This is a genomic window from Gabonia massiliensis (assembly GCF_001403595.1).
Lineage (GTDB): Bacteria > Bacteroidota > Bacteroidia > Bacteroidales > Coprobacteraceae > Coprobacter > Coprobacter secundus.
The window spans coordinates 475,971-500,391 of sequence record NZ_LN877938.1; the positions used below are offsets into that span (position 1 = coordinate 475,971).

At 41.8% G+C, this 24,421-nt stretch carries 18 protein-coding genes and 1 pseudogene; 5 read left to right on the top strand and 14 right to left on the bottom strand.

Annotated elements, in window-relative coordinates:
• Nucleotides 1-26 precede the first annotated feature (26 nt).
• Together BN2628_RS04105 and mnmA are read left to right on the top strand one after the other, a co-directional pair.
• A pseudogene (locus tag BN2628_RS04105) lies at nucleotides 27-1,186 on the top strand (aldo/keto reductase).
• A gap of 1,141 nt (nucleotides 1,187-2,327) precedes the next feature.
• Nucleotides 2,328-3,401, top strand: a complete 1,074-nt coding sequence (gene mnmA / locus BN2628_RS04110; RefSeq protein WP_055096117.1) for a tRNA 2-thiouridine(34) synthase MnmA — start codon at nucleotides 2,328-2,330, stop codon at nucleotides 3,399-3,401.
• A gap of 10 nt (nucleotides 3,402-3,411) precedes the next feature.
• Here the strand turns inward: mnmA and BN2628_RS04115 are convergent, their stop codons facing one another.
• The 6 genes from BN2628_RS04115 to ilvD form a co-directional block, all read right to left on the bottom strand.
• Complete coding sequence (locus tag BN2628_RS04115) at nucleotides 3,412-4,476, bottom strand: L,D-transpeptidase (RefSeq protein WP_055096119.1); 1,065 nt, start codon at nucleotides 4,474-4,476, stop codon at nucleotides 3,412-3,414.
• A 691-nt stretch (nucleotides 4,477-5,167) separates the two neighbouring features.
• Nucleotides 5,168-6,214, bottom strand: coding sequence for a ketol-acid reductoisomerase (ilvC, locus tag BN2628_RS04120; RefSeq protein WP_055096121.1), 1,047 nt, complete (start codon nucleotides 6,212-6,214; stop codon nucleotides 5,168-5,170).
• Between the two features lie 45 nt (nucleotides 6,215-6,259).
• Nucleotides 6,260-7,021 carry an acyl-[acyl-carrier-protein] thioesterase gene (locus tag BN2628_RS04125; RefSeq protein ID WP_055096123.1) on the bottom strand — a complete coding sequence of 254 codons (762 nt, stop codon included), beginning with the start codon at nucleotides 7,019-7,021 and terminating at the stop codon, nucleotides 6,260-6,262.
• On the bottom strand, nucleotides 7,005-7,559 hold the full coding sequence (ilvN, locus tag BN2628_RS04130) for an acetolactate synthase small subunit (RefSeq protein ID WP_087880369.1): 555 nt from the start codon (nucleotides 7,557-7,559) through the stop codon (nucleotides 7,005-7,007). Before ilvN ends, BN2628_RS04125 begins: the two co-directional genes overlap by 17 nt.
• Nucleotides 7,560-7,564: 5 nt before the next feature.
• Nucleotides 7,565-9,274, bottom strand: a complete 1,710-nt coding sequence (gene ilvB / locus BN2628_RS04135) for a biosynthetic-type acetolactate synthase large subunit (RefSeq protein WP_021930783.1) — start codon at nucleotides 9,272-9,274, stop codon at nucleotides 7,565-7,567.
• A gap of 43 nt (nucleotides 9,275-9,317) precedes the next feature.
• Entirely contained in the window at nucleotides 9,318-11,144 is a 1,827-nt protein-coding gene (gene ilvD / locus BN2628_RS04140; protein ID WP_044230940.1) for a dihydroxy-acid dehydratase, read from the bottom strand.
• Nucleotides 11,145-11,731: 587 nt separating this feature from the next.
• Between ilvD and BN2628_RS04145 the strand changes: the two genes are divergently transcribed.
• On the top strand, nucleotides 11,732-12,772 hold the full coding sequence (locus BN2628_RS04145; RefSeq protein WP_055096124.1) for a helix-turn-helix domain-containing protein: 1,041 nt from the start codon (nucleotides 11,732-11,734) through the stop codon (nucleotides 12,770-12,772).
• A 113-nt stretch (nucleotides 12,773-12,885) separates the two neighbouring features.
• Here BN2628_RS04145 and BN2628_RS04150 read toward each other — a convergent pair whose 3' ends face one another.
• From BN2628_RS04150 to thrS, 7 genes are all read right to left on the bottom strand, one after another.
• Nucleotides 12,886-13,404 (bottom strand): methylated-DNA--[protein]-cysteine S-methyltransferase, encoded by a 519-nt coding sequence (locus BN2628_RS04150; RefSeq protein WP_055096126.1) that lies wholly within the window; start codon nucleotides 13,402-13,404, stop codon nucleotides 12,886-12,888.
• A gap of 942 nt (nucleotides 13,405-14,346) precedes the next feature.
• Complete coding sequence (locus BN2628_RS04155; protein ID WP_055096128.1) at nucleotides 14,347-14,796, bottom strand: cupin domain-containing protein; 450 nt, start codon at nucleotides 14,794-14,796, stop codon at nucleotides 14,347-14,349.
• Between the two features lie 526 nt (nucleotides 14,797-15,322).
• Complete coding sequence (locus BN2628_RS04160; RefSeq protein ID WP_021930777.1) at nucleotides 15,323-15,790, bottom strand: copper resistance protein NlpE; 468 nt, start codon at nucleotides 15,788-15,790, stop codon at nucleotides 15,323-15,325.
• A gap of 651 nt (nucleotides 15,791-16,441) precedes the next feature.
• Nucleotides 16,442-16,786, bottom strand: a complete 345-nt coding sequence (gene rplT / locus BN2628_RS04170; RefSeq protein WP_021929317.1) for a 50S ribosomal protein L20 — start codon at nucleotides 16,784-16,786, stop codon at nucleotides 16,442-16,444.
• A gap of 112 nt (nucleotides 16,787-16,898) precedes the next feature.
• Nucleotides 16,899-17,099: a 50S ribosomal protein L35 gene (gene rpmI / locus BN2628_RS04175; protein WP_055096129.1), complete on the bottom strand. Its 201-nt coding sequence runs from the start codon at nucleotides 17,097-17,099 to the stop codon at nucleotides 16,899-16,901.
• Nucleotides 17,096-17,596: a translation initiation factor IF-3 gene (gene infC, locus BN2628_RS04180; RefSeq protein WP_246469199.1), complete on the bottom strand. Its 501-nt coding sequence runs from the start codon at nucleotides 17,594-17,596 to the stop codon at nucleotides 17,096-17,098. The genes rpmI and infC overlap by 4 nt, the downstream gene beginning before the upstream one ends.
• Before the next feature lie 83 nt (nucleotides 17,597-17,679).
• On the bottom strand, nucleotides 17,680-19,620 hold the full coding sequence (thrS, locus tag BN2628_RS04185) for a threonine--tRNA ligase (protein WP_021929314.1): 1,941 nt from the start codon (nucleotides 19,618-19,620) through the stop codon (nucleotides 17,680-17,682).
• A 462-nt stretch (nucleotides 19,621-20,082) separates the two neighbouring features.
• On the opposite strand from thrS, the gene BN2628_RS04190 reads away from it, so the two are divergent.
• Nucleotides 20,083-20,337: a hypothetical protein gene (locus tag BN2628_RS04190; protein ID WP_154668395.1), complete on the top strand. Its 255-nt coding sequence runs from the start codon at nucleotides 20,083-20,085 to the stop codon at nucleotides 20,335-20,337.
• Between the two features lie 73 nt (nucleotides 20,338-20,410).
• A complete protein-coding gene (locus BN2628_RS16995) occupies nucleotides 20,411-21,268 on the top strand; it encodes a SecDF P1 head subdomain-containing protein (protein WP_154668396.1) in 858 nt (285 codons plus the stop codon).
• Between the two features lie 655 nt (nucleotides 21,269-21,923).
• Here the strand turns inward: BN2628_RS16995 and BN2628_RS04200 are convergent.
• Nucleotides 21,924-24,035, bottom strand: a complete 2,112-nt coding sequence (locus BN2628_RS04200; RefSeq protein WP_044230934.1) for a tetratricopeptide repeat protein — start codon at nucleotides 24,033-24,035, stop codon at nucleotides 21,924-21,926.
• Nucleotides 24,036-24,421: the final 386 nt, after the last annotated feature.

A 24,421-nucleotide genomic window follows, 5' to 3' on the forward strand; every position in this document is an offset into this window, starting at 1 on the left:
AATGTAATTGAAAAAATAAGAGCATGATGAAAAAAGAAAATGGAACAGGAATCAGCCGTCGCGGATTTCTCAAATCGGCAGCATTAACAGGTGCAGCATTGGCTATGCCTTCAGGATTGGACAAAATGTTTGCAGCCCAAAACAACAAACCGAAGAAAATAACAAAAAGGCACGACGATACCGCCCATATTACGGAACATCGTATACTGGGTACCGGCAAGGCAGCTTTCGAGGTATCGACTCTCGGGTTCGGTATGATGGGTATGACTTATAACCGCAGCCAGCACCCGGACAAAAAGCAATGTATCCGCCTTCTGCATGAAGCAGTAGACCGCGGAATAACGCTTTTCGATACGGCCATCATTTACGGACCGCTGAACAACGAAGAACTGGCTGGAGAAGCATTGTCAGAGTTCAAAAACCGGATAAATGTAACGACTAAATTCGGACACGAGGTCATCGGAGGAAAGGGTACCGGCCGCCAAGATAGCCGTCCGGTAACTATCCGCCGTTACTGCGAGGACTCGCTCCGTCGGCTCAAACTGGACTCGTTACCGATGTTCTACCAGCACCGTGCCGACCCTAATACACCGGCTGAAGAAGTGGCGTCGACCATCGCTGACTTGATGAAAGAGGGCAAGGTACAACACTGGGGCATGTGCGAGGTCAGTGCCGAAACCATCCGTAAGGCTCATGCCGTATGTCCGCTCACTGCCATCCAGAGCGAATACCACCTGATGCACCGCCTCGTGGAAGAGAACGGGGTACTTGCCAAGAACTGGGCATAGGATTTGTTCCGTACAGCCCAATCAACCGGGGTTTTCTGGGCGGTTGCATTAACGAATATACGATTTTCGACTCAAACAACGATAACCGTCAAACCTTGCCGCGTTTCCAACCGGAAGCGATGCGTATGAATACTCGTATCGTAAATGTATTACAAACTTTCGGTCATACGCGGGGTATGACCTCGGCTCAGGTAGCTCTCGGCTGGTTGCTTCAGAAAGCTCCGTGGATTGTACCGATTCCGGGAACGACAAAATTGTCACATCTGGAAGAAAACCTGCGTACCCAAGGATTTGCTCTTCTACCCGAAGAATGGAAAGAACTGGAAAATGCCGTTGCTTCTATCCCAGTTGTCGGAGACCGTTATAATGCCGAACAGCAACGACAGGTAGGGCACTAATGGCCTTAAAGACTGTGCCGAACAGATATTTTATTTATTTACATTCTACGATTTTTAGGTAGTTGTATTTAAGTACAGTGAGGGTTATTGTATCTAAAAGGGGTGTGTTGGTCAATGGTATGTATTTTATCTTTTATGCCCGGGGTATGTTGTAATCTCCTAAAGCGTAATAAATGCCTCTGCCCTCAACTGCTCTTTTCAATATCTCAGCCCATACCGCACGGCTCATCATAACACACCCCTTTATCCCCTCTCAAGAGGGGAATTTGAATACTATAAACTACTCATTATCAAATAAAAAACAGTATCTAAATCTCCCCTCTCATTAGTGGCGTGTGTATGTGACGCTCAAGCTCAGCTTCCTGAAATCAAAAATTCTCACTAATGATTGACGGATAACTCCTCTCAACACCAAACACAACTTCCTACAACGTTTCTGCCTATGCCGTGCTGCTCATCGTAACACACCCCTTGGTCCCCTCTCAAGAGGGGAAACTGAATACACTAAACCACTCATTATCAAATAAAAACAGTATCTAAATCTCCCCTTTCATTAGTGGCGGAGGTGTGTGACGCCTGTGCATAGCTTCCTAAAATCAAAAATTCTCACTGATAATCGACGGATAACTCCTCTCAACACCAAACACAACTTCCTGCAACGTTTCTGCCCATGCCGCACGGCTCATCGTAACACACCCCTTGGTCCACTCTCAAGAGGGGAATTTGAATACCATAAACTACTCATTATCAAATAAAAAACAGTATCTAAATCTCCCCTTTCATTAATGGCGGGGGTGTGTGACGCTCAAGCTCAGCTTCCTGAAATCAAAAATTCTTACTGATAATCGACGGATAACTCCTCTCAACACCAAACACAACTTCCTGCACGTTTCTGCCTATGCCGCGCAACTCATCGTAACACACCCCTTAATCCCCTCTCAAGAGGGGAGATATTACTACTCAAACACTGCATTAACAAGAAGAAGATAACTTTTTAACCTCCCCTCTCGAAAGGGGAAGTTTTCATTATAACTAATTAATTTTCAGAAATTATCAAAACTGACCCGAGTAAAATTTAGACAGGCTTTTAGAGTTTTTGTAATTTTTATTGTAGATTTGAAGCCCAATAAAAAATAGAGAAATGAATATAGCAGCTTTGGTTTCGGGTGGTGTAGACAGTGCCGTTGTCGTACACAGATTGAAAGAGAGAGGTGAAGACCCGACATTATTTTATATACGTATCGGCATGGAAGGAGACGGTGGTGACTGCTCGTTTGAGGAAGATATCGAGATAGTAACTTGGCTGGCTCATAAATACGGCTGCCGATTCGAGGAGGTATCGCTGCATAAGGAATATTGGGAGCATGTGATAGAATATACTATCGATTCTGTCAAAAGAGGCCTGACGCCAAATCCGGATATGATGTGCAATAAATTGATTAAATTCGGTTTTTTTGAAAAATATTGGGGTAAGGACTTTGACAAAATTGCTACGGGGCATTATGCCAATACCACAATAGGGCCTGATAATCGCATATATTTGTCTACGGCAGCTGATAAACAGAAGGACCAGACTTATTTTCTGGGACAGATAAATGCCTTGCAGGTGTCTAAGCTGCTCTTTCCTATCGGTGACTTGCAAAAAAGCGAGGTACGACAAATTGCCATAGAGGCCAAACTGCCTAACGCCCGACGCAGGGATAGCCAAGGGATATGTTTTCTGGGAAAAATAAATTATAATGATTTTATCAAACGTTATTTAGGGGAAAAGAAAGGGCCTATCATCGAGCTGGAAACCGGTCGGAAAATCGGGGAACATAACGGGTTCTGGTTCCATACCATCGGACAGAGAAAAGGCTTGGGCTTGAGCGGCGGTCCCTGGTATGTGACCGGTAAGAACACGGATGAAAATATCATTTATGTATCGAACGGATATGAAATAGAGAAGCAATATGGCAGAGTGCTTCCACTCGACGGGATGCACTTCATCTCGGGAACTCCTTGGAATGAACATGATTATCCGGTCGAAGTCGCGTTTAAAAACCGGCATACTCCTGAATTTTGCCTGGGTACTTTATCTCGCCATGAACTTACAGGGGCTTATTCTTTACATTCTGAATCTCCGATACAGGGTATCGCCCCCGGACAGTTTGCCGTCATTTATGACCGGGAACAGCGTTTATGCCTGGGAAGCGGTGTCATCACAACGGAATAGAAGCCACTCTTTAATCGATAACGAAAACCAGAGATTCTAAAGGCGATGCCCACTCGTATATAAACCGGGCATGGGAGGTTGCATTGCGTACGCACATATGGGAACGGGGTGTTGTCCCCAATGAGGGACTGTATTCTATCATTTCGGTATGGGGTACATTGACCGGAACACCATGGATATATCCGCCATTGGTAAACCGGCTGGCGTATGGGGCAAAGCCTCCGTGTTTGGGCTTGCCATCCTGTAAATATATCATCTTGGGTTTGTGTTCTTGTATGACGAAAAGTCCGAGCGGAGTTTCCTGCATATACGGAGGTTTGTGCATCCCAGTTGTTGCGGGGTTCATGCTCCGCACAAGCCATACGGAGTCTTTCTTTTCAAGGGTGGTTATATTCTGATTGGTAACATCGACAAAAACTGTTTTATAAAATACTACGGTATCGGCAATGTGCTTTACATAACGTACCGGAACAGACCAATTGCCATCGAAACTGACTCCGGTAATCCTGACAAATGCGGAATCGGTATCTATGACTTTTACTAATGAACCGTCTCTACCGTAAAGTTCAGGAGCCAGGGAATCTCTGTCTGAATATAGGGGAACCGACTGGTAACGTTCTACTTCCAACGAATCGGAAATACGGTGGTAGGCATTCCGGTGAAAATTTTTTACCAACGGGGCTTCTCCGTTCCGGTTTTTGTAGTTTTGCAATACTCCCCACCGTTGCGGATGTGATTGCAAAGAATCTATTCTGGCCAAATGTTCTTTAATTTTTGTCCACTGAAAAATGCGTACTGTGTCTTTATATGGATAAGTGTCGCCTAAGGAATGGTTATCGTACAGATATTCTTTTTTTATCTTGACTTTTTCTGCCCATGTCTTGTGTAATACCACCGTATCGGTGAATACTGTATCGACTGTCGCAGTGTCGGCTATATCCAACTCATACAGGGTATCGGCTGTTGCTGCTTCTATTTGTTCTTTTCTGTCCGGGCGGTGTGTACATGATACTAATCCATATAGATAGATAAGTATATATACAGGAAGCTGTTTAAATAGCGTATTATGTTTCATTAAATACAATGTTTCTTTATGACTATATATTCAATAACAATTTTGGGCGCTAAATTCCTTTTGTCATTTCCATATCCAATATGGTGCAATTTAAAAATTTATTTTGGTATTTGCACTATCCGAGAGATTAAGTGCCTATCTGAATTTTCCAAATAGAAGTAATAACTGCATCTCGCAGTATTTCATCCTATGCCGCATTGCTCACCGTAACACACCCCTTGATCCCCTCTCGAGAGGGGAATATTGCATCATAACTGTTTTATTTTCTAACAGAAAATATGTTTTTCGAACATCTTCTATTAACTGCATCTCGCAGTATTTCATCCTATGCTGCGCTGCTCACCGTAACACACCCCTTGATCCCCTCTCAAGAGGGGAATATTCATGCCATAAATACCTTGTTATCAAACAGAAAAACTGAATCAAAGACTCTCCTCCGGAGAGGGGAAACTGTCACTTCATCTTTCGCCTGCTCCAAAAGGGGGAATATAACTTTTTCGTTTCCGGAGAGGGAAGATAAAATAGAGATTTAATCTATCATACAAAAATAAAGAGGCACGATTTGCTACGTAATACAAATCGTGCCTCTTTTTGCCCGAAGGCTATTTTAGAGCTGGTTCAAATTTTTCGATAAAAGTAATTCTCAAAATCGAGCCGAGTGAAATTTAAACGGGCTCTTATTGTGTCCATATCAGTTATTTTCGGGACGAAGTTTGCGTACCATAACTCCGGCTTGCCACATTTCGCTATCGCGCAATTCTTTCAACTCGGCTTCGAGGCCTTTGCGATAGTCGGGCTTACTGTTGGTATCGATAGAGCGTTGTGCTTCGTTTCCTTTGGCTACTTCGCTGTACAATTCTTCGAACACGGGTTTTGTGGCATCCCTGAATTTCTTCCACCAGTCCAAGGCTCCCCGTTGTGCAGTGGTAGAACAGTTGGCATACATCCAATCCATTCCGTTTTCCGCTACAAGGGGCATCAATGATTGTGTAAGCTCTTCGATGGTTTCATTGAATGCTTCCGAAGGTGAATGTCCGTTGGCACGTAATACGTCGTACTGTGCGGCAAACAAGCCTTGAATAGCTCCCATCAGGGTACCGCGTTCACCGGTAAGGTCTGAATAAACTTCGCGTTTAAAGGTCGTCTCGAACAGATAACCCGAACCTACGCCTATACCCAAAGCTATCACTTTTTCTTTTGCCTTACCAGAAGCATCTTGGAATACAGCGTAACTGGAATTCAATCCCCGTCCCTGAAGGAACATGCGACGCAGGCTCGTACCTGACCCTTTGGGTGCTACAAGGATTACATCCACATCGGCAGGAGGAATGATTCCTGTACGTTCTTTATATGTAATGGCGAAACCATGTGAGAAATAGAGTGTCTTGCCGGCTGTAAGGTGTTTTTTTACGGTAGGCCAAACTTCGATTTGGGCTGCATCGGAAAGCAGGTATTGTATAATTGTACCTCTTTCGCAAGCTTCTTCTATCTCGAAGAGTGTTTCACCGGGTACCCACCCGTCGGCCACGGCTTTGTCCCAGGTTTTGGAGTTTTTACGCTGTCCGACAATTACATTGAATCCGTTATCGCGCAAATTAAGGCTCTGTCCGGGTCCTTGTACTCCATAACCGATTACAGCAATGGTCTCATTTTTCAATACTTCTCTCGCTTTTTCCAAAGGAAACTCTTCACGGGTAACTACATTTTCGTCAACACCGCCAAAATTCATAATTGCCATTTTTCTTTTTAATTTATAAAAGGTTTATACTTATACTATCTTCGCTTATCGCCGGGGAATAAAGGTAACTTTACCCCTGCAAACAGCCTCATCTTCATTATTTTTGATGTCAATTGCAAAAATATCCGCATCTAACTCGTTGCGATATATTTTAAAGTCCATACCATATCGAGCTTCACTGATATAGTTTATCTCAAAACGCTTTATATATTTTTCATCATATTGCTGCAAAGTGAAGCTGTCGAGCATGTGTTCTATATATTTCACACTGTTTACATGCCGATTGAGGTCGATATCGCTGTATTGTACGGGATAGGCAAGCAATGGTTCTCCCTGTACGGGTTTCAGCTTCGACTGCCGCTCGATAGGGCACTCCTTGTCCGATATGCGTTCTGCCAGATATTCGAACGTGGTCAAGTCGGCTGATGTGCGGGTTTGCATGTCTATCACTGACCATATAGAACGGGCATATCCATAAATGCGCCCGTCTTTTCCGGCAAACTCAAAATTACGTGCCGAGAAATGCTTATTGTATCCTTCTATCCAAGTAGAAATAACATAGGTATCTCCTATCCGCGGATACGCCTGCATCTCTATTGCCAACCGCGCCAGTACCCATGCCTGGTTGTTTTGTATCAGGGTACTATATCCTACGGCCCACGATTCGGCATGGAATGTTGCCGTCTCCAGTATCCGCTGTGCCAAAACCGTCAGAGGAAGCTCGCCTTGTGCATTGACTTCTGCCGGCTCTACAGCGTATGTGTACGATGCTACTTTCTGAAGTTCCATTTTACCTACTCTCTCCATTATTGCGTCGGCCTTCTTGTTCTTCCAAAAAGATGCTGACGTGTTCTACTGTCGATTTTGTTATGGCCACACGTCCGGAACGGACAAATTGCATAACGCCATACTTACTGAGTTCTTCGAAAAGCTGCTGGGTCTCTTCAGGATGTCCGGACTTTTCTATTACGGTATAGGTACGGTTCACTTCCAGTATACGGGCATTATGCCGGCGTACCAGTTCTTCGATACTGCTATCGTCGAGTAATTTATCGGTAGCTACTTTATAAAGGGCTACTTCCTGATATACGATTTCGTCGTCTGTATAATAGAATGCTTTGAGTACATCAATCTTTTTTTCTATCTGCTTTACGACTTTGATCATCGTATCCAAATCGCTCCAAGTGGTTATGGTAAATTTATGTACTCCTTCGATGGCTGACGCCGATACGGAGAGACTTTCGATATTTAACCGTCGCCGGGTAAAGATAATCGAAATCTGGTTGAGCAACCCGACTTGGTTTTCGGAGTAAACGGTTACGGTATATAGTGTCTTATCCATGATGTTTCTCAGTATTTTTCGTTTACATTCAACATAATATTGGTGACGCATGAACCAGCCGGAGTCATCGGGAAGACCATTCCTTTTTCTTCTACTGCAACATTGAGCAGATAGGCTCCTTTATGGGACAACATTTCTGCAATGGCATCGTCGAGCTGCTCGCGACGTTCGACATCACGGCCTTTTATCCCGTAGGATGCTGCCAAGGCCACGAAATCGGGATTGAGCATAGGGGTTTCGGAATAGCGTTCGTGGAAAAACAGTTGTTGCCACTGCCGCACCATACCCAAAAAGTTATTGTTCAACAGTATTATTTTTACATCGACTCCGTACTGCATGATAACGCCCAATTCTTCTATGGTCATCTGCAATCCTCCATCACCGACAAAAAGGCAAACGGTACGTTCCGGTGCTCCGATTTTCGCTCCGATAGCAGCAGGAAGGCCGAAGCCCATCGTCCCTAATCCGCCGGAGGTAACAATGCTTCGTGTCTGGGTAAACTTGAAATACCGGGCTCCGAACATCTGGTTCTGCCCGACATCGGTTACTAATATGGCCTTATTGGCGGTGGCTTCGGAAACTTTCCTTACCACTTCACCCATCTGTATCGGACCATCTGCCGGAAAGAGTTCTTTAGAAATTACTTTATCATATTCTTTTTCTTCACATACGGTAAAGCTCTCTATCCATGCTGTATGTTTTTTCTTCTCCAATAAAGGTATCAGGCTCGACAGGGTCGCTTTGGCATCACCCAGAACCGAGACTTCTGTCTTGACATTTTTGTCAAACTCAGAGGCGTCTATGTCAAAATGAATCACTTTGGCTTGTCTGGCATAGGTATTCAAGTCACCGGTAACTCGGTCGTCGAACCGCATGCCTACGGCAATCAACACATCGCATTCGTTGGTTTTGATATTGGGACCTACATTACCATGCATTCCCAGCATCCCTTTATTCAAGGGATGGTCAGTAGGCATAGCCGACAATCCCAGTAATGTGCAGCCTACCGGAATATCGGCTTTCTCGACCATCTCCATCAACTCTTGCTCGGCATGGCTCAACACTACTCCCTGCCCCAATAACAGAAAGGGTTTCTGAGCCGCATTTATGAGCTCGGCAGCTTTTTTTATCTCTTCATCGTTTATTTCGGGATAAGGGATATAGCTACGGATATAATTACATTCTTTGTATTCGAACTCTGTCATTCCTTGTTGTGCATCTTTGGCCAAGTCGAGCACGACAGGTCCCGGACGTCCGGTACGCGCAATATAAAATGCTCTGGCTACTGCTCCGGCTATATCGTCGGCATGTCGTATCTGGTAACTCCATTTGGTCACTGGCTGTGTGATACCTACAACATCGGTTTCCTGAAAGGCATCGGTTCCCAACAGGGACGACGATACTTGTCCGGTAATCACAACAAGGGGGGTACTGTCTATCATCGCATCTGTCACCCCGGTTATAATATTGGTCGCTGCCGGACCGGAGGTCACCAACACGACACCTACTTCTCCCGATACACGAGCATGTCCTTGTGCTGCATGGGTAGCCCCCTGCTCGTGCCGTACCAAAATGTGCCGAATCCGGTCTTTATAATCGTACAGGCAGTCGAATACCGGCATTATCGCACCGCCGGGATAACCGTATATAGTTTTTACATTTTCGGCCAGAAGTGAGCGTATCAATGCTTCTGAACCTGATATTTTTTCTTTTGCCATACTGTTTCGTCAGTAAAATAATTGTATAAAGATACTCTATTGATCAAATCATTCTCACGCCACCTTTATCGGCCGAACTTACCATAGCAGCGTAAGCACGAAGAGCTTTGGATATTTCCCGATTACGGCTGCGTGGTGTAAAGGCCTCGCGTCCGCGGGCTTCTTCTTGTGCCCGGCGTTCGGCCAGTTCGGCCTCACTGACTCGTACGTTTATCGTACGTTCCGGTATATTGATATCGATTATGTCTCCATCTCTTACCAATCCGATATTGCCGCCTGCTGCGGCTTCCGGAGAAACATGCCCAATAGAGAGTCCCGAAGTTCCCCCAGAGAAACGTCCGTCGGTAATCAAGGCACACTCTTTTCCCAAATGCCGCGATTTGATATAGGATGTCGGGTACAACATCTCCTGCATTCCCGGCCCGCCTTTGGGCCCTTCGTGCGTGATGACCACCACATCCCCGCTCTGGACTTTACCACCCAAAATTCCTTCGCAGGCTTCTTCTTGTGACTGAAAGACTTTGGCTTTGCCCACAAAATGGAAAATGCTTTCATCAACTCCGGCTGTTTTTACAACACATCCGTCCTGGGCAATATTTCCCTTCAACACAGCCAGACCTCCGTCTTTTACATAGGCATGGTCAAAATCTCGGATACACCCGGATACACGGTCGGTATCGAGTTCTTTATATGTGCTGCTCTGGGAAGCCATTTTCAAGTTGAATTTGTTGGCCGGAGCACTCTTCCAAAGTGCTTCGGCTTCTTCACCGAACTGTGCTCCGTCTATTGCATAACGGTCTATCGCCTCATCTAATGTCATACCGTCGACACGCTTTACCGAAGTATCCAATAGTCCTTGTTTTCTCAATATACTCAATATAGAGAGAATACCCCCTGCCCTATTTACGTCCTGAATATGATAGTGTGAGTTAGGGGCTACCTTGCACAATACGGGCGACTTGCGGGAAAGCATATCTATGTCGTCCATCGAAAAGTCTACTTCTGCTTCATGTGCTATTGCCAACAGGTGTAATACGGTATTGGTGGAACCTCCCATCGCTATATCCATAGTCATGGCATTGAGAAACGCGGGACGCGTGGCTATGCTCCGGGGCAATACGGAGTCGTCGCCGTCACGATAATATTTGTAACAGTTATCGACTATGATTTTGGCTGCTTTTACGAACAATTGTTCGCGATTGCGGTGTGTAGCGACAATCGTACCGTTTCCCGGCAACGCCAGCCCCAGAGCTTCGTTGAGGCTGTTCATCGAATTGGCGGTGAACATCCCCGAACAAGAGCCGCATGTAGGGCAAGCCGAGTGTTCTACCTCTTCTACCTGTTTATCGCTCACCGAGTCATCACCTGCCTCTATCATCACATCTATCAGGTCAAGGGCCCGGCCATCGAGATGTCCGGCTTCCATGGGTCCTCCCGATACAAAAATCGCCGGTATATTGAGCCGCATGGCTGCCATCAACATGCCCGGCGTGATTTTGTCACAATTGCTAATACATACCATTGCATCGGCTTTATGGGCATTTACCATATATTCGACACTATCGGCTATAAGGTCTCGCGAAGGGAGCGAATAGAGCATACCATCATGTCCCATTGCAATACCATCGTCGATGGCTATCGTATTGAATTCAGCGGCGAAGCAACCCAGCTTTTCGATTTCGGCCTTTACTTTTTGCCCGATTTCGTGCAAATGCACATGTCCGGGTACAAACTGTGTAAAAGAATTGACTATAGCGATAACCGGTTTTCCCAGTTGTTCTTCTTTCATTCCGTTGGCGCGCCAAAGAGCTCTTGCTCCTGCCATCCGGCGGCCTTGTGTGCTGGTTGCACTGCGTAACTGATGTTTCATCCTCGTTTCCATTTTCTATATAATAAAAAAGCCTCTCTGATGTTAGAAAGGCTTTATTACTTTATTTTTAGTTTATGTTTCCACATAAAGCAACTACATACCTTTCTCATTTCTCCTCGCGCACGACGACACTGAGTAGAGATAAACCTAATAGGTTAATGAGATGTATTGTAGTTTGGCTAATCATTACATATTGTTTTAAAATCACAATGCAAATGTATAGGGTTTAGTTCTATTATCCAAATAATATGTCAAAAAAAATGCAGGTTAATTAAAAAAATATCAGAATTGATTCGGGTTTTATTTCAATTTATCATAAATAATTCTCAAAAAATAATAAAGTAATACCTATTTTTCAATCATTTACATCCTGTGCTCTTCCCAACGAAGCTCCAGTCTCTTATCGGCAACATCTATCCAGTTACCGAGACTTACCTTGAAAGAAATTTAGACAGCTTCTTAGAGACGGCTGTTGTCATCGGCATTCTGTACGGTATCGATAATATTGTCCGGTTGTTTGGCTTTGCACAATCTATACTTTATGTCTATATTTGTGAAAGAGTAACTTTCAAGTAAATGAATGCACCATGGAAAAACTGACTTATTTTGCCAACGGAGCGGCGTGCATGTTGTTTATGCTGGCTTCTTTGCACTTCAGACGCAAACCTCAAAATAAGACATTTAATCTCGTTCTATATCATGTATTGTTGTTTTGGGCAATTTTATTCTGGAAAGATATCTTACTGATGCTGCCGGCTATACGTCGATCCGAATATGCCGAGACGTTATTAATGTCTATCGACATGTGGGCTGTGGCAGCCTGTGCTTTCTATCTGATGGCCCTACTCCGTCCTCTGGCACTTACCCGAAAATTTGTCGCATCGAACCTCCTACCTTACATATTGTTTACTGTCTTCTATATTATTACCGGGAATTATCGAATTTTTGTCGCCAATACCGTGTATGCCATATTGTACGGGATTGTTGCCTTTTTTTACTTTGTCAGAGAGATAAAACGATATAATCGTTTATTGCAAAATAATTATTCGAATTTGGATTATATAAACGTAAGATGGCTCAAGCAGGCTTTAGGGCTTCTTGTATGTTGCCTTGTCGTCTGGATTTATAACTGCTTTTTTCCTTCTCCCCCGGTCGATTTTGCTTATTATACTACATCGATTGTTTTATGGTCTGTCATCTGCTATTATAGCGACAGACAAGAAATCGTATCGGAGCTGGAGGAGGCAAACCGACCGGAAGAGACCGACAATCTAAAATCGAATTATACCTTTGTTCCTCTGTTACAAAAGCTACTGACGCCGGAATTCTTGTCGGATAATCCCCAGTTGACTGTGAAGGAACTGGCCAGTCTATTGGGAACCAACAGGACTTACTTATCTGAATATCTTAATAATGAATTGAATACAAACTTTTTTGACTTTATCAACTCTTACCGGCTGCAACAGGCAGAGGTTTTCCTCTCAGATTCTAATTGCCGGTATACTTTGGAGGAAATAGCTGAAAAGACCGGATTCAATTCTATATCGACATTCCGCCGGGCATTTTATAAAAAACATAATTGTACTCCCTCACAATTTAAAAAGTTGCAATCAAAGTCTTTTTTTTAGAATTTTGCTATTACGGGATATTCGGACGGTACAGTCCTTACCGGTGACCCTGTTACACCAAATCGAAATTTTCTTCTTGTCGGGGTATGTGCGAATCTGCTATTTTTTACTTTTCATATCGCCAGTCCGGCGGGAGATTCCAATTCCAGTAAAAATTTCTTAGCCGGCAAACCGCCTCCATATCCTGTAAGTGTATGGTTACTGCCGATAACCCGATGGCAAGGTACAAACAAGGATATGGGATTTTGACCGTTTGCATTGGCTACAGCCCGCACAGCTTTCGGGTCACCTACACGGACAGCCAGTTTTCCATAGGATATGGTAGTCCCATAGGGAATCTTCAATAACTCACTCCATACGTATTGTTGAAAGCCGGTTCCGGTAAAAAGTAAAGGTATGTCGAATACAGTTCTTTTACGGGCAAAATATTCGTTCAACTGGCTGATGGCTTCCGCTATCACTCCTGATTCTCTTTCTCTGTAAGTAGCTCGCAGCTTCTTCTGCATTTTCTTATCGATAGTCTGCCTGCGACGTTCTATCAGCCAATCGCAAAGACAAAGTTTTCCGTCAAATGAGCCGAGAATCATCTCTCCGCATGGAGAATCATAATGCTGTATACAAATTGTTTCCATAGGACTTTATTCCGGTTTTATTTCAGATAATATGTTATTAACTATAAATAAACTATTCAAAGTATATTCATCACTCATCTGTCGCTAAGATAATGATTAATAATCAATGTTTTTTGATAAATATTCGTTTATTTTTGATTTGTATTGTAAAATCATCGTCTATATTTTCCGATATTATAGTAATGTGTATGACGCTTTGTCATAGTCACCTCCCCAAGACGGGATTAACATCAATAGTCCTTGCTCCAAAGACAGCGCCAAATATCTCAACTTGAACTGATTACTATACCATAATGCAGCTGAACAAAAACAACTTCGAATAACTGATAATGAGCTTATTGCTCATATCTCACCCTATACCGAGCGGCTCACCGTAACACACCCCTTCATTCCCTCTCAAGAGGGGAATTTGAATACCATAAACTTCTCATTATCAAATAAAATAGCATTCTAATCTCCTCTCTTGAGAGGGGAATATTGCATCATAACTATCTTATTTTCTATTAGAAAATATGTTTATCGAACATCTTCTATTAACTGCATCTCGCAGTATTTCATCTTATGCCACATTGCTCACCGTAACACACCCCTTGGTCCCCTCTCAAGAGGGGAAACTGATACATTAAATACTCATTTTCAAACAGAAAAGTAGTATCCTAATCTTCCCTCTCGAGAGGGGAATATTGCATTATAACTGTCTTATTTTCAAAAGAAGAGACATGATTTGCAATATGATACAAATCGTGTCTCTTCCGCCCAAAAACGGCTTATTTTAGAGCGTATTCAAATTTTCCGATGAAACGTTTTCTTTCGGTTTGTTTTCTCATTTGTACGCATCAAACAGCCTCCACTATCATCCTCATAAAATCAGGAGCAAACAGTCTCTAACGAAATTCTGTAAGCCGGTCCGAGCAAAAGCCAAACCGACTCTTATTCTTTATTTTACCATTTAACGGGAGTATCCAATATATTTCCGTCTGCGGCATCTTCTGCTGTAAATGTATCTCCTCGATATTGTACACAGAGCATAATAAGAGGTTCTTCTCCATTATTACGTACGGAACGCTTGCCGTCCGGGGCTACGCGAACAATGCTCCCTTCTGATACCGGAAATATTTGTCCGTCTACTTGAAATTCTCCTTTTCCTTTGAGAAAGAAATAAAGTTCTTCATGTTTTTTATGTGTGTGCAAAAATCCGGTTTCTGTTCCCGGACGGAATATCTGAAATGAAAATTCACCTCCTGTTGCCCCCACGGCTACACCACCGAATACTTTTCCCGGAATTTTCACATCGGGTCCCAACTCCAACAGATAATCACCCAGTTCGTCCAATTTACCTACATTTACTGCGCTAAAATTTTTTGCAGCTGCAATTTTTTCAATTTGTTTCATTTTCGTAATTTTTTCAGCGACCTTATCGTTTAAAGGGAATCGCTATGTTTCACTTCGTTTTGTTTACTATGCAAATATATATGTTAAAAATCGAAATATCAATAAGTTATAATTTTGTCACATAGTTACTTTTTTCTCGGTTTTGCAGAGAATCAACCGATTGTCCATTAAAAAAAATGTATTTTAAATTTCTAATCTACTATAAACGCTACACCTCGGCAAGGATAAACCCAATTTATCTCTACACTCAGCTTGCTGTTTATTTTAACAAATAAGCTAACAAGTATGCAAAATGTTAATTTTAAAGGATAAAATTGTTAATCAAAATCCTGATTTAACAAATCATGTTAAATGAAATGCAATTTGTTAAGATAAAAATAGCATGAAATAAAACATATTTCTATATTTGAATCAAGATTTTCATGGAATTAAGGTTTAGGTTAATTAAGAACAAGAAAAAAGGTTGTCGGGAGACAACCTTCTCTTGTATAATAGGGTACTTTATTTTTATATGATAGTTTACGGTTTATTTTTTCTTTAATGAATAATTCAGTTTGGACTGTGGCAATTTCATATCTTGGCCTAACATAATGATGCTATCATTCATATCGAGGAAATTGAACACGACGCCTGCGGAATCATTCAGCTGGAATATGGAAGAGGATTTAGGGCTTATCTTCCCATTTTTTATAATACCCCATTGCCCTTCTTGTATAAAGGTGGTATCTTTACCTTTATTGGCTCCCAGGTATGTCATAGACAACTGGTAGACACTGTCTCCATTGGCGGTCTGCCCCAATTCCAATACATATTGTATTCCTGCGACATCGGCTCCCGGTAGTATACCTTCGTATACGGCTATTGTCGCCGTATCGGGAACTAAGGAATCTGTCACCATTACTACTTCTGTCGTAGAGGCATTATTAGATTTGCCTGAACAAGATGCCATACTGACGATACCCAGCAAAGCAAAGAAATAAATCAATTTTTTCATACTACAATTTTTTTTATTTTCTATATCAAAAAGCCTGTTTCAATATTATATAACTCGACATCGGTCTTAAAGTCTGTCCAAATTTTCCCATAAAAATAATTAATTCAAGTCTTCTTTCCTTTTTTCTTTCGGTCTGTTTAGCTGTCTTCACTTGTCTAATAGCCTGATATCCTCGCAAAAACCGGAAAACAGTCTCAAAAGAAATTCCCAAAGCCGACCCGTGTAAAATCCAGACAGCCTCTTACAGCATATCCAAAACGGGCTTTACTTGTACCCACGTTTATAACAAACAAAAAGCCGATAAGTTTATTACTTACCGGCTTTTTTATATCTTAAAAAAAAGTCGCACCGAAGGATGTGATGAAACTCCGAATAACAGGATTTGAGTGCCCCCCTCCTTTGTAATCCACCGTGCTAAAAGCATACCTAAAGGCGTGGCCCGCCATTGGAGAAGAAAGCTTGTCTCGGCATTTCATATCAATTGATGAGTTTCCCAATCAACTGCGATGCGACTCTTTGCTTTTTTCCTTCTTTCGTATTACAAATATACAGAAATAAAGAATAAATGTCAAGTTTTTTCAAGAAAAAAAATGGGCTTTTTATCGGATAAAAAGCCCATTTTCATATATCTCGCTAATTGTAAGGTTCTTATTACTTTACCTTTTTTACAATAGCTTGGAAAGCTTCAGGATTGTTCATAGCCAAATCGGCGAGAACTTTACGATTGATTTCGATACCTGCTTTATGAAGAGCCCCCATCAATTTGGAATAAGACATTCCTTCGAGACGAGCGGCAGCATTGATACGCTGTATCCACAAAGCTCTGAAATTACGTTTTTTAGCCTTACGGTCACGATAAGCATAGGTAAGACCTTTTTCCCATGTATTTTTGGCTACGGTCCAAACATTTTTTCTTGCACCGAAATAACCTCTGGTTAATTTTAAAATTTTCTTTCTACGTGCTCTTGAAGCAACATGATTTACTGATCTTGGCATAGTTCTTTTTGTTTTGAATGTTAGCGTTACCGTCTCAGCGGTAATCTTTAAGCTAAAGTCATTCGGTTAATAAATCTTTAAAACTCGCTTTGTTTATTTTCGGCAATAAATTTTATCTTATGCACAAAAGTTCTTTTACATTTTTCACGTCAGCAGACGATACAACTGTGAAATGCGTAAGATTACGTTTTTGCTTTTTCGTTTTTTTAGTCAGAATGTGACTTTTAAAAGCGTGTTTTCTTTTAATTTTTCCTGATCCGGTAAGGGCGAACCTCTTTTTGGCACCGGAATTAGTTTTCAGTTTTGGCNTCATTTCTTTTTGGGTGACAGCATGATAATCATGCGTTTTCCCTCGAGTACAGGCAATTGCTCTACTTTACCATAATCTTCAAGATCATTTGCAAACCTAAGCAACAGTACTTCTCCTTGTTCCTTGAACAGTATCGAACGACCTTTAAAGAAGACATAGGCTTTCACCTTCGCTCCTTCTTCGAGGAAGCCTTTGGCGTGTTTCAGTTTAAAGTTGTAATCATGGTCATCGGTCTGAGGTCCGAAACGGATTTCCTTTACTACAACTTTAGTCGATTTCGCTTTCTGTTCTTTTAATCTTTTCTTTTGTTGGTACAGAAATTTCTGATAATCGGTAATCCGGCAAACTGGAGGTGCCGCATTTGGTGAAATTTCAACAAGGTCTAATCCTTGTTCGTCAGCAATACGTATAGCTTCCTGAATCGAATATATTCCCTGCTCTACGTTTTCACCGACCAAACGGACTTCTTTTGCTCTAATCCGTTCATTGATACGATACATGTCTTTCACCCCTTCTCCTTTTTTTACGGGTGCATTCTTTTTTACATCGTTTCCACTAAATGTGTTTTTTTTCTCCATTCAAATTACCATTGGTTTATCATTTTTTCTACCTCTTCGGTCAAAATCTCGGCAAAGGTAGTAATTTTCATCGAACCTTTATCACCTTCGCCCTGTTTTCTTACCGAAACTTCATTATTTTCTGCTTCCTTTTCACCGACAATCAGCAAATAAGGGATTCTCTTGAGCTCATTATCACGAATTTTACGTCCGATTTTCTCGTTCCGGTTGTCGATTGTCGTACGAATGTCTCTCATCTCAAGTTCTTGTGCAACTTTCTCGGCATAATCGTTGTATTTTTCGCTGATAGGCATGATTACCACCTGCTCGGGTGTGAGCCACAAAGGAAATTTTCCAGCAGTATGTTCTATCAATACGGCAACGAAGCGTTCCATAGAACCAAAGGGGGCACGGTGTATCATCACCGGGCGATGTTTCTGGTTGTCGCTACCCGTATATTCGAGTTCAAACCGCTCTGGCAAGTTATAGTCTACTTGTATCGTACCCAACTGCCAACGGCGTCCGATAGCATCTTTCACCATGAAGTCGAGTTTAGGTCCGTAGAAAGCTGCCTCTCCCAATTCTACTCGGGCATTCAGGCCTTTTTCTTTACAAGCTTCTACAATCGCCTGTTCTGCTTTTTCCCAGTTCTCATCCGAACCGATATACTTCTCTTTATTATTGGGGTCACGCAAAGATATTTGCGCTTCAAAATTTTTAAAGTCCAGTGCTTTGAAAATAATGAATATGATATCCATTACTTTCAAAAACTCGTCTTTTACCTGGTCGGGACGACAGAAGATATGCGCATCGTCCTGCGTAAAACTACGCACACGTGTGAGACCGTGCAACTCACCGCTTTGCTCGTAACGATACACCGTACCGAACTCTGCAAATCTCAAAGGCAGGTCTTTATATGACCGGGGTTGCCACTTGTATATCTCGCAGTGATGGGGACAATTCATGGGTTTGAGCAAATACTCTTCGTCTTCTTCCGGTGTATGTATGGGCTGGAAAGAGTCTTTTCCATATTTGGCATAGTGTCCTGAAGTGACATACAGCAGTTTGTTTCCGATATGCGGAGTCATTACTTGCTGGTATCCAAAACGGCGCTGTATTTTTTTCAAGAAATCTTCGAGACGCAAACGGAGAGCCGTCCCCTTAGGCAACCACATAGGCAAACCTTTGCCTACAGTTTCGGAGAACATAAACAGCTCCATTTCTTTTCCTATTTTACGATGGTCTCTTTTCTTGGCTTCTTCCAACAATGCCAGATATTCGTCAAGCATTTTTTTCTTGGGGAAGGTAATACCGTATACACGTGTCAACTGATGACGCTTCTCATCGCCTCTCCAATAGGCTCCGGCCAGAGAGGTTATCTTTACGGCTTTGATAGCAGAGGTGTTGGGCAAGTGCGGTCCACGACAAAGGTCGGTAAAGCTGCCTTGTGTATAGGTGGTTATGGTGCCGTCTTCAAGTTCACTGATAAGCTCTACTTTATATTCTTCTTTACGGTCTCCGAACATCTTCAAGGCATCGGCTTTGGATATTTCTTTCCGTACTATTTCTTCTTTTTTGGCAGCCAGCTCCATCATCTTGGCTTCTATGGCAGCGAAATCGCCTTCTTTAATAGGTGTTTCACCGGGATCTACGTCATAATAAAATCCGTTTTCTATTGCCGGACCGATACCAAACTTTATTCCGGGATAGAGTTCCTGCAAGGCTTCTGCCAAGAGGTGCGCCGATGAATGCCAAAAGGCATGTTTTCCTTCGGCATCGTCCCATTTAAACAGCTTTATCGCCGCGTCTTTTTCGATAGGACGCGACAGATCCCATTCGTTTCCATCGACAGTAGCAGCCAATACTTCCTGAGCTAAACGAGGACTGATACTTTCGGCTATCTGCATCGGAGTGGTTCCGGCTGCAAATTCTTTTACCGACTGGTCGGGAAAGGTTATTTTAATCATAACTTTAGTCTCCTTATATAATTTCCTTGTTTAGCAACAAAGAAACAAATCAAATAAGGGGATTGTTTCCCGTTGCTGTTAAAAATATTATAGTTTTCCTTTTACAAGGCTACAAATGTAGTAATTATTTTAAAGCTTGTCTAAATTTTCTAATAAAAAAGATTATACAACGGAACTTTTTGCTCCTTTTTCCGGTCTGCTTTTTTCGGTTACAGAGGGTGGTTGTTTTTTCTTTCCCTCTGTTGGAAATCTTTATTTCGCTGTTATATTAGCATAAGAAGACATCTTATTTTACTTATAAATGAAATATTAATTGTACCTTTGTACTGAAAAGAAATAGAGAATACGAGTAAAGCTAAATTGAGATTGGTAAAGGCAGCCGGAAGCTGAACGATATATTCCATTCGATTCTTGTCGGAAAACGAGAGCGAATTTGAATGTTTCTTCCGTCCGGGAAGAAAAATGAGCGACAGGGTATGCACCTTGCCTGTCTTGAAACCACGTCTGCGCCCCTATTGCATGAGGTTGTCAGATAAGATTTTCATATTTAGTAACGGTAGAGTAAAAGCCACGCAAACTTACAACGAAGATGACACGCTGAAAGGTTACGTTATTACCCTTCAATATTTTGACAGGCCCATAACAGAGGGTGTTAAAAACGGGTCTATATTGGTAACGGAGAGTACAATAGAGACAGAAAATACCTTTGATATATGAAAACGATAAAGGCTTTTTTTGATGATTACTCAAGATAATAGGGGAAATAAAAATCAATACAGAACTATAACTTATGAAAAATAAAGTCCTATTTATTCTGCTATCCTTCCCTCTGTGCTTTTCTATGATTGCAATATCCCAACATGTACATAGAGAAAACGGTTGGTATCATGTAATAGACAAAGATAGCCTATCAATAGAGCCTATTTTGGCTGTCAATGATTTTGCTACTTTAAGGTTAGATACAAGTAATTTAGGGCAATATGTTATTTTCGGACAAATAAGCCAACATAAAATCAAGAAATGGGCTTCTGAAACAGAAAAAGCTATCGGTAAACAAATTGCATTTGTTTTCAATGATTCTATAATAACTACACCTCAAGTAAACGCCAAGATTGAGAGTGGTGCTTTCGTAATAACATCTCCATTTGACAAAAAATTACCCCAACTATACAAACAGATTATTGAGAATACAAATAAGAACAGGCATATCAGTGAAACTAAAAGTGCTACAGAAATAAGTATTGTATCTCCCCCAAATGATAGTATAGTTCAAAAAGTAAAGGTTAAGACTATCAAAGAATATGTGAATGATAATGACTTTATTGAAATAATTCCAGATGTATATGCAAATCAGACATCACATTCTTCTGTTTCGACAGAAGAACAAAAGAATTTGGAAAATCAAATGGTTGCTGCTACTTATCGTTTTTATAAACATTGTACTCAAGACGATAAAGGACGTATTTTTTGCAATTTAACTTGTGGTAAGGATATAAACATATCAGAAGAGTTGTTTCAAAGAAAAATGAAAGATATTGAGGAAACTAATAAATTTGTAGAAAAACATCTAAAGGCTGGCACTAAATATCGTGTAGGGATTATAGATGAAAAGTATTTGAATAGTCTTTTAAATTATGAAGCAAAATGAACCCTATATGAACTAAAGGCATAGATATTTTTTTTGTAGTATCTTTTGGCTTTATTACTCCCTATTATCAGAATTTCAATATATCATTTAATTCGCAGATAATTATGGAAACTCTCACTAATGATTGACTGATACCTCCTTGATGTACTAAGCTCGTCTTCTATAATCTGCACCTCGCAATATTTCATCTCAAGCCGCGCGACTCATCGTAACACACCCCTTGGTCCCCTCTCGAGAGGGGAATTCCAATACACTAAACTACTAATTATCAAATAAAAATAGCATCTAAATCTCCCCTCTAGAGAGGGGCGGGGGTGTGTGACGCCCAAACACAGATTCCTAAAATCAAAAACTCCCTCTAATGATTGACTGATACCTCCTCGATGTACTAAGCTCGTCTTCTATAATCTGCATCTTACAATATTTCATCTCAAGCCACGCGACTCATCGTAACACACCCCTTAATCCCCTCTCGAGAGGGGAAATATTATTAAACATTTCATTACCAAGAAGAAAAAAAATCTCAACCTCCCCTCTCAAGAGGAGAATATTCCATTATAACTATCTCATTTTCTAAAAAAATGAGTTAAGTAACATTTATAATTTCTAAAGAAATTTTCCAAGTCGCTGCCTTGAGGTAAATTCAGACCGGGTCTCAATCGCTCAGGCGTTTTATAATGTTATAGGAGGACACAATTCCCAGCTCTCCGGCTTTGCTCAAATCGTCTATTCCTTTTTGGGTTTCACCCAAGAAGACGTAAACTAATCCGCGGTTGAAATAGGCATCGGCAAAATCGGGTTTGAGGCGTATGGCTTCGTTGTAATCGGTCAATGCAGCCCGGAAGTCTTTTTGTGCACAGCGTACATTGGCCCGGTTAAAGTAGGCATATACGAATGTGGGCGACATCTCGATAACCTTATCGTAGTCGCGCAGCACCATTTCGTATTCCATAGAAAGGGCTTTGCTTTGTTTTCCGGGTGCCATAGAAGTCCCCATTTCCATACCGGGCAAGGGCTTCGGGGCTGAAAATCCGGAGGCAGGCGAGGTTATGGAGAGGTCGGACTGCGTCGCTGCTTCGCTCGACATGTTATATTCGATTTGCTTAAACCGTACTGCTGCCCGGTTGAAATAGGCGAACATAAAGTTATCACTCAACATAACCACACGGTTCAGGTCTTCGATAGAGCTGGCAAAATCCTGTACAAGCATATAGTCGAGGGCGCGACAGAAATAGGGAACCGGATTTTGAGGGTTTATTTCTATCAGTTTGGAATAGTCGTTCAACGAATTGAAGTGTTTTTCGATTTGGTCGGTTGTCAGGGATACTTCCGAGTTGGTTATCAACAGCTTCATTGGTAAAATACCGGTACGGTTGAGCTCGTCAAGTTCTTTGGAATAACGGACATTGGAGCGTACCTTGTCTTCTTTTTCATAATAAGAGAAGACAAAGGAGGGTTCTATTTCTATCTTTATGTTTTTATCTTGTACGCGACCTCGTATTTCGTCTTTGTACTTGCTTTTGATATCGGTATTGTCAGCCACCAAGAGCCGGTCGAATTTGTTTATGTTCTTGTCCGATTCTTTTCGGGTCTTGTCATTGTCTTCGGCCGTTTGGGTATCTTCTTCGTCATCTCCACCGCTATGTTTGCCCAACCCTACCCCGGTTTTCTTCTGCTGCTCATACAGGGCAATGGCTTTTTTATAGTCTTTTTCACCTCCTGCGGTGTCGTTTATTTTGCGTTTGGCTTCGGAACGGGCAAAATATCCGCTTGAGAAATCGGGATAGTGAGCAAGCACTTTATCGTAATCTCTGATGGCTGCCCTGTAATTTCCCAACTGGTCATAGAGTATGGCTCTGTTATATATGGCAAAGAAGTTGTCGGGCTCGTACTTCAATACGAACGAGAAATCTTCTATCGCTTTGTTACGCTCTCCGACTTGCATCCTCAGCAATCCGCGGTTGTAATGTGCCATCAGGTTATTGGCGTCGAGTTCTATTACGCGGTCGTAATCGTCCATTGTTCCTCTCAAGTCGTCCATATAGTAACGTATGATACCGCGATTGAGATAGTAGGATGTCATATTGGGGTCGAGTTTCAGTGCCTGATTCATATCGTCCAGTGCGCTCTGATAGTCTTTTCCGTACTGGAATTTTATAATCGCCCTCTGTGCATAGGCATACGAGAGGTGCTTGTCGAGCTCTATCGCCTTATCCATATCGGCCAATGCCTTCAGTGTGTCCTTTTTTTCCAGCCAGAACTGGGAACGGCTCAAATAGGCGTTGTAATATGAGGGATGCTTCTTTATCAGCTCGGCAAAGCTGGCTTCGGCATCGTCATACTTCTTTAACTGGACTTCTGCAATCGCCTTATTTCCCAAGAAAGTACGGTCTTCGGGGGCATATTTCAAGCCTTCGTTATAGTCATCGATGGCACCTTGATAGTTTCCCAGGTTTTGGCGGGCTATGCCTCTTACCTGATAGGCTCCTATGATAAAGGGATTGCGTTCTATACATTTGTCACAGTCTTCTTCGGCTCCTTTATAGTCTTCGAGGCTGAGTTTGGCAACGGCTCTATAAAAATAGGGGTCGGCCAGATAGGGCTTCACTTTGATTACTTGATTGAAGTACTGTATCGATAGTATATAATCTTCAAAATAGAGAGCATTGCGTCCGATATTCATCACTCTATCGGTGTTTATCTGTGCCGACACTCCGGTAATCGACAAAATGAGCAGTACCAGACTCAAAAATATTTTTTTATACATAAATGCCTTGAAATTCCTGATTCTTATAGTGAATGCACAAAAGTAAAGAATTTATGCTATATAGTTTCATTCTGTAATTATATTTTATAAGTTTTTCTTTCTTATAACGAAAAAAGAGGGGTAATAAAGGGATTTTATTTCCTTTTTACCGGAGAAAGTTTTCTTTTTTTATTCTCTTTTGTATTATAAGATTTCCTTAAAAAAGGGAATTTGCAGATTATCTCCGTTATTTGGCTTTCCATAAAGGCATTCTCTTTCCAACAAATTATCGAGTATTTGTCAATCACAGAGCTCTTCTCCTGAATTTTATTTATATTTATAGGATGGGCTTGGCAGAGGCAAACTTTAAAAACTGTGTTTTTCGTTTGCCTCTGCGCTCGCCTTTC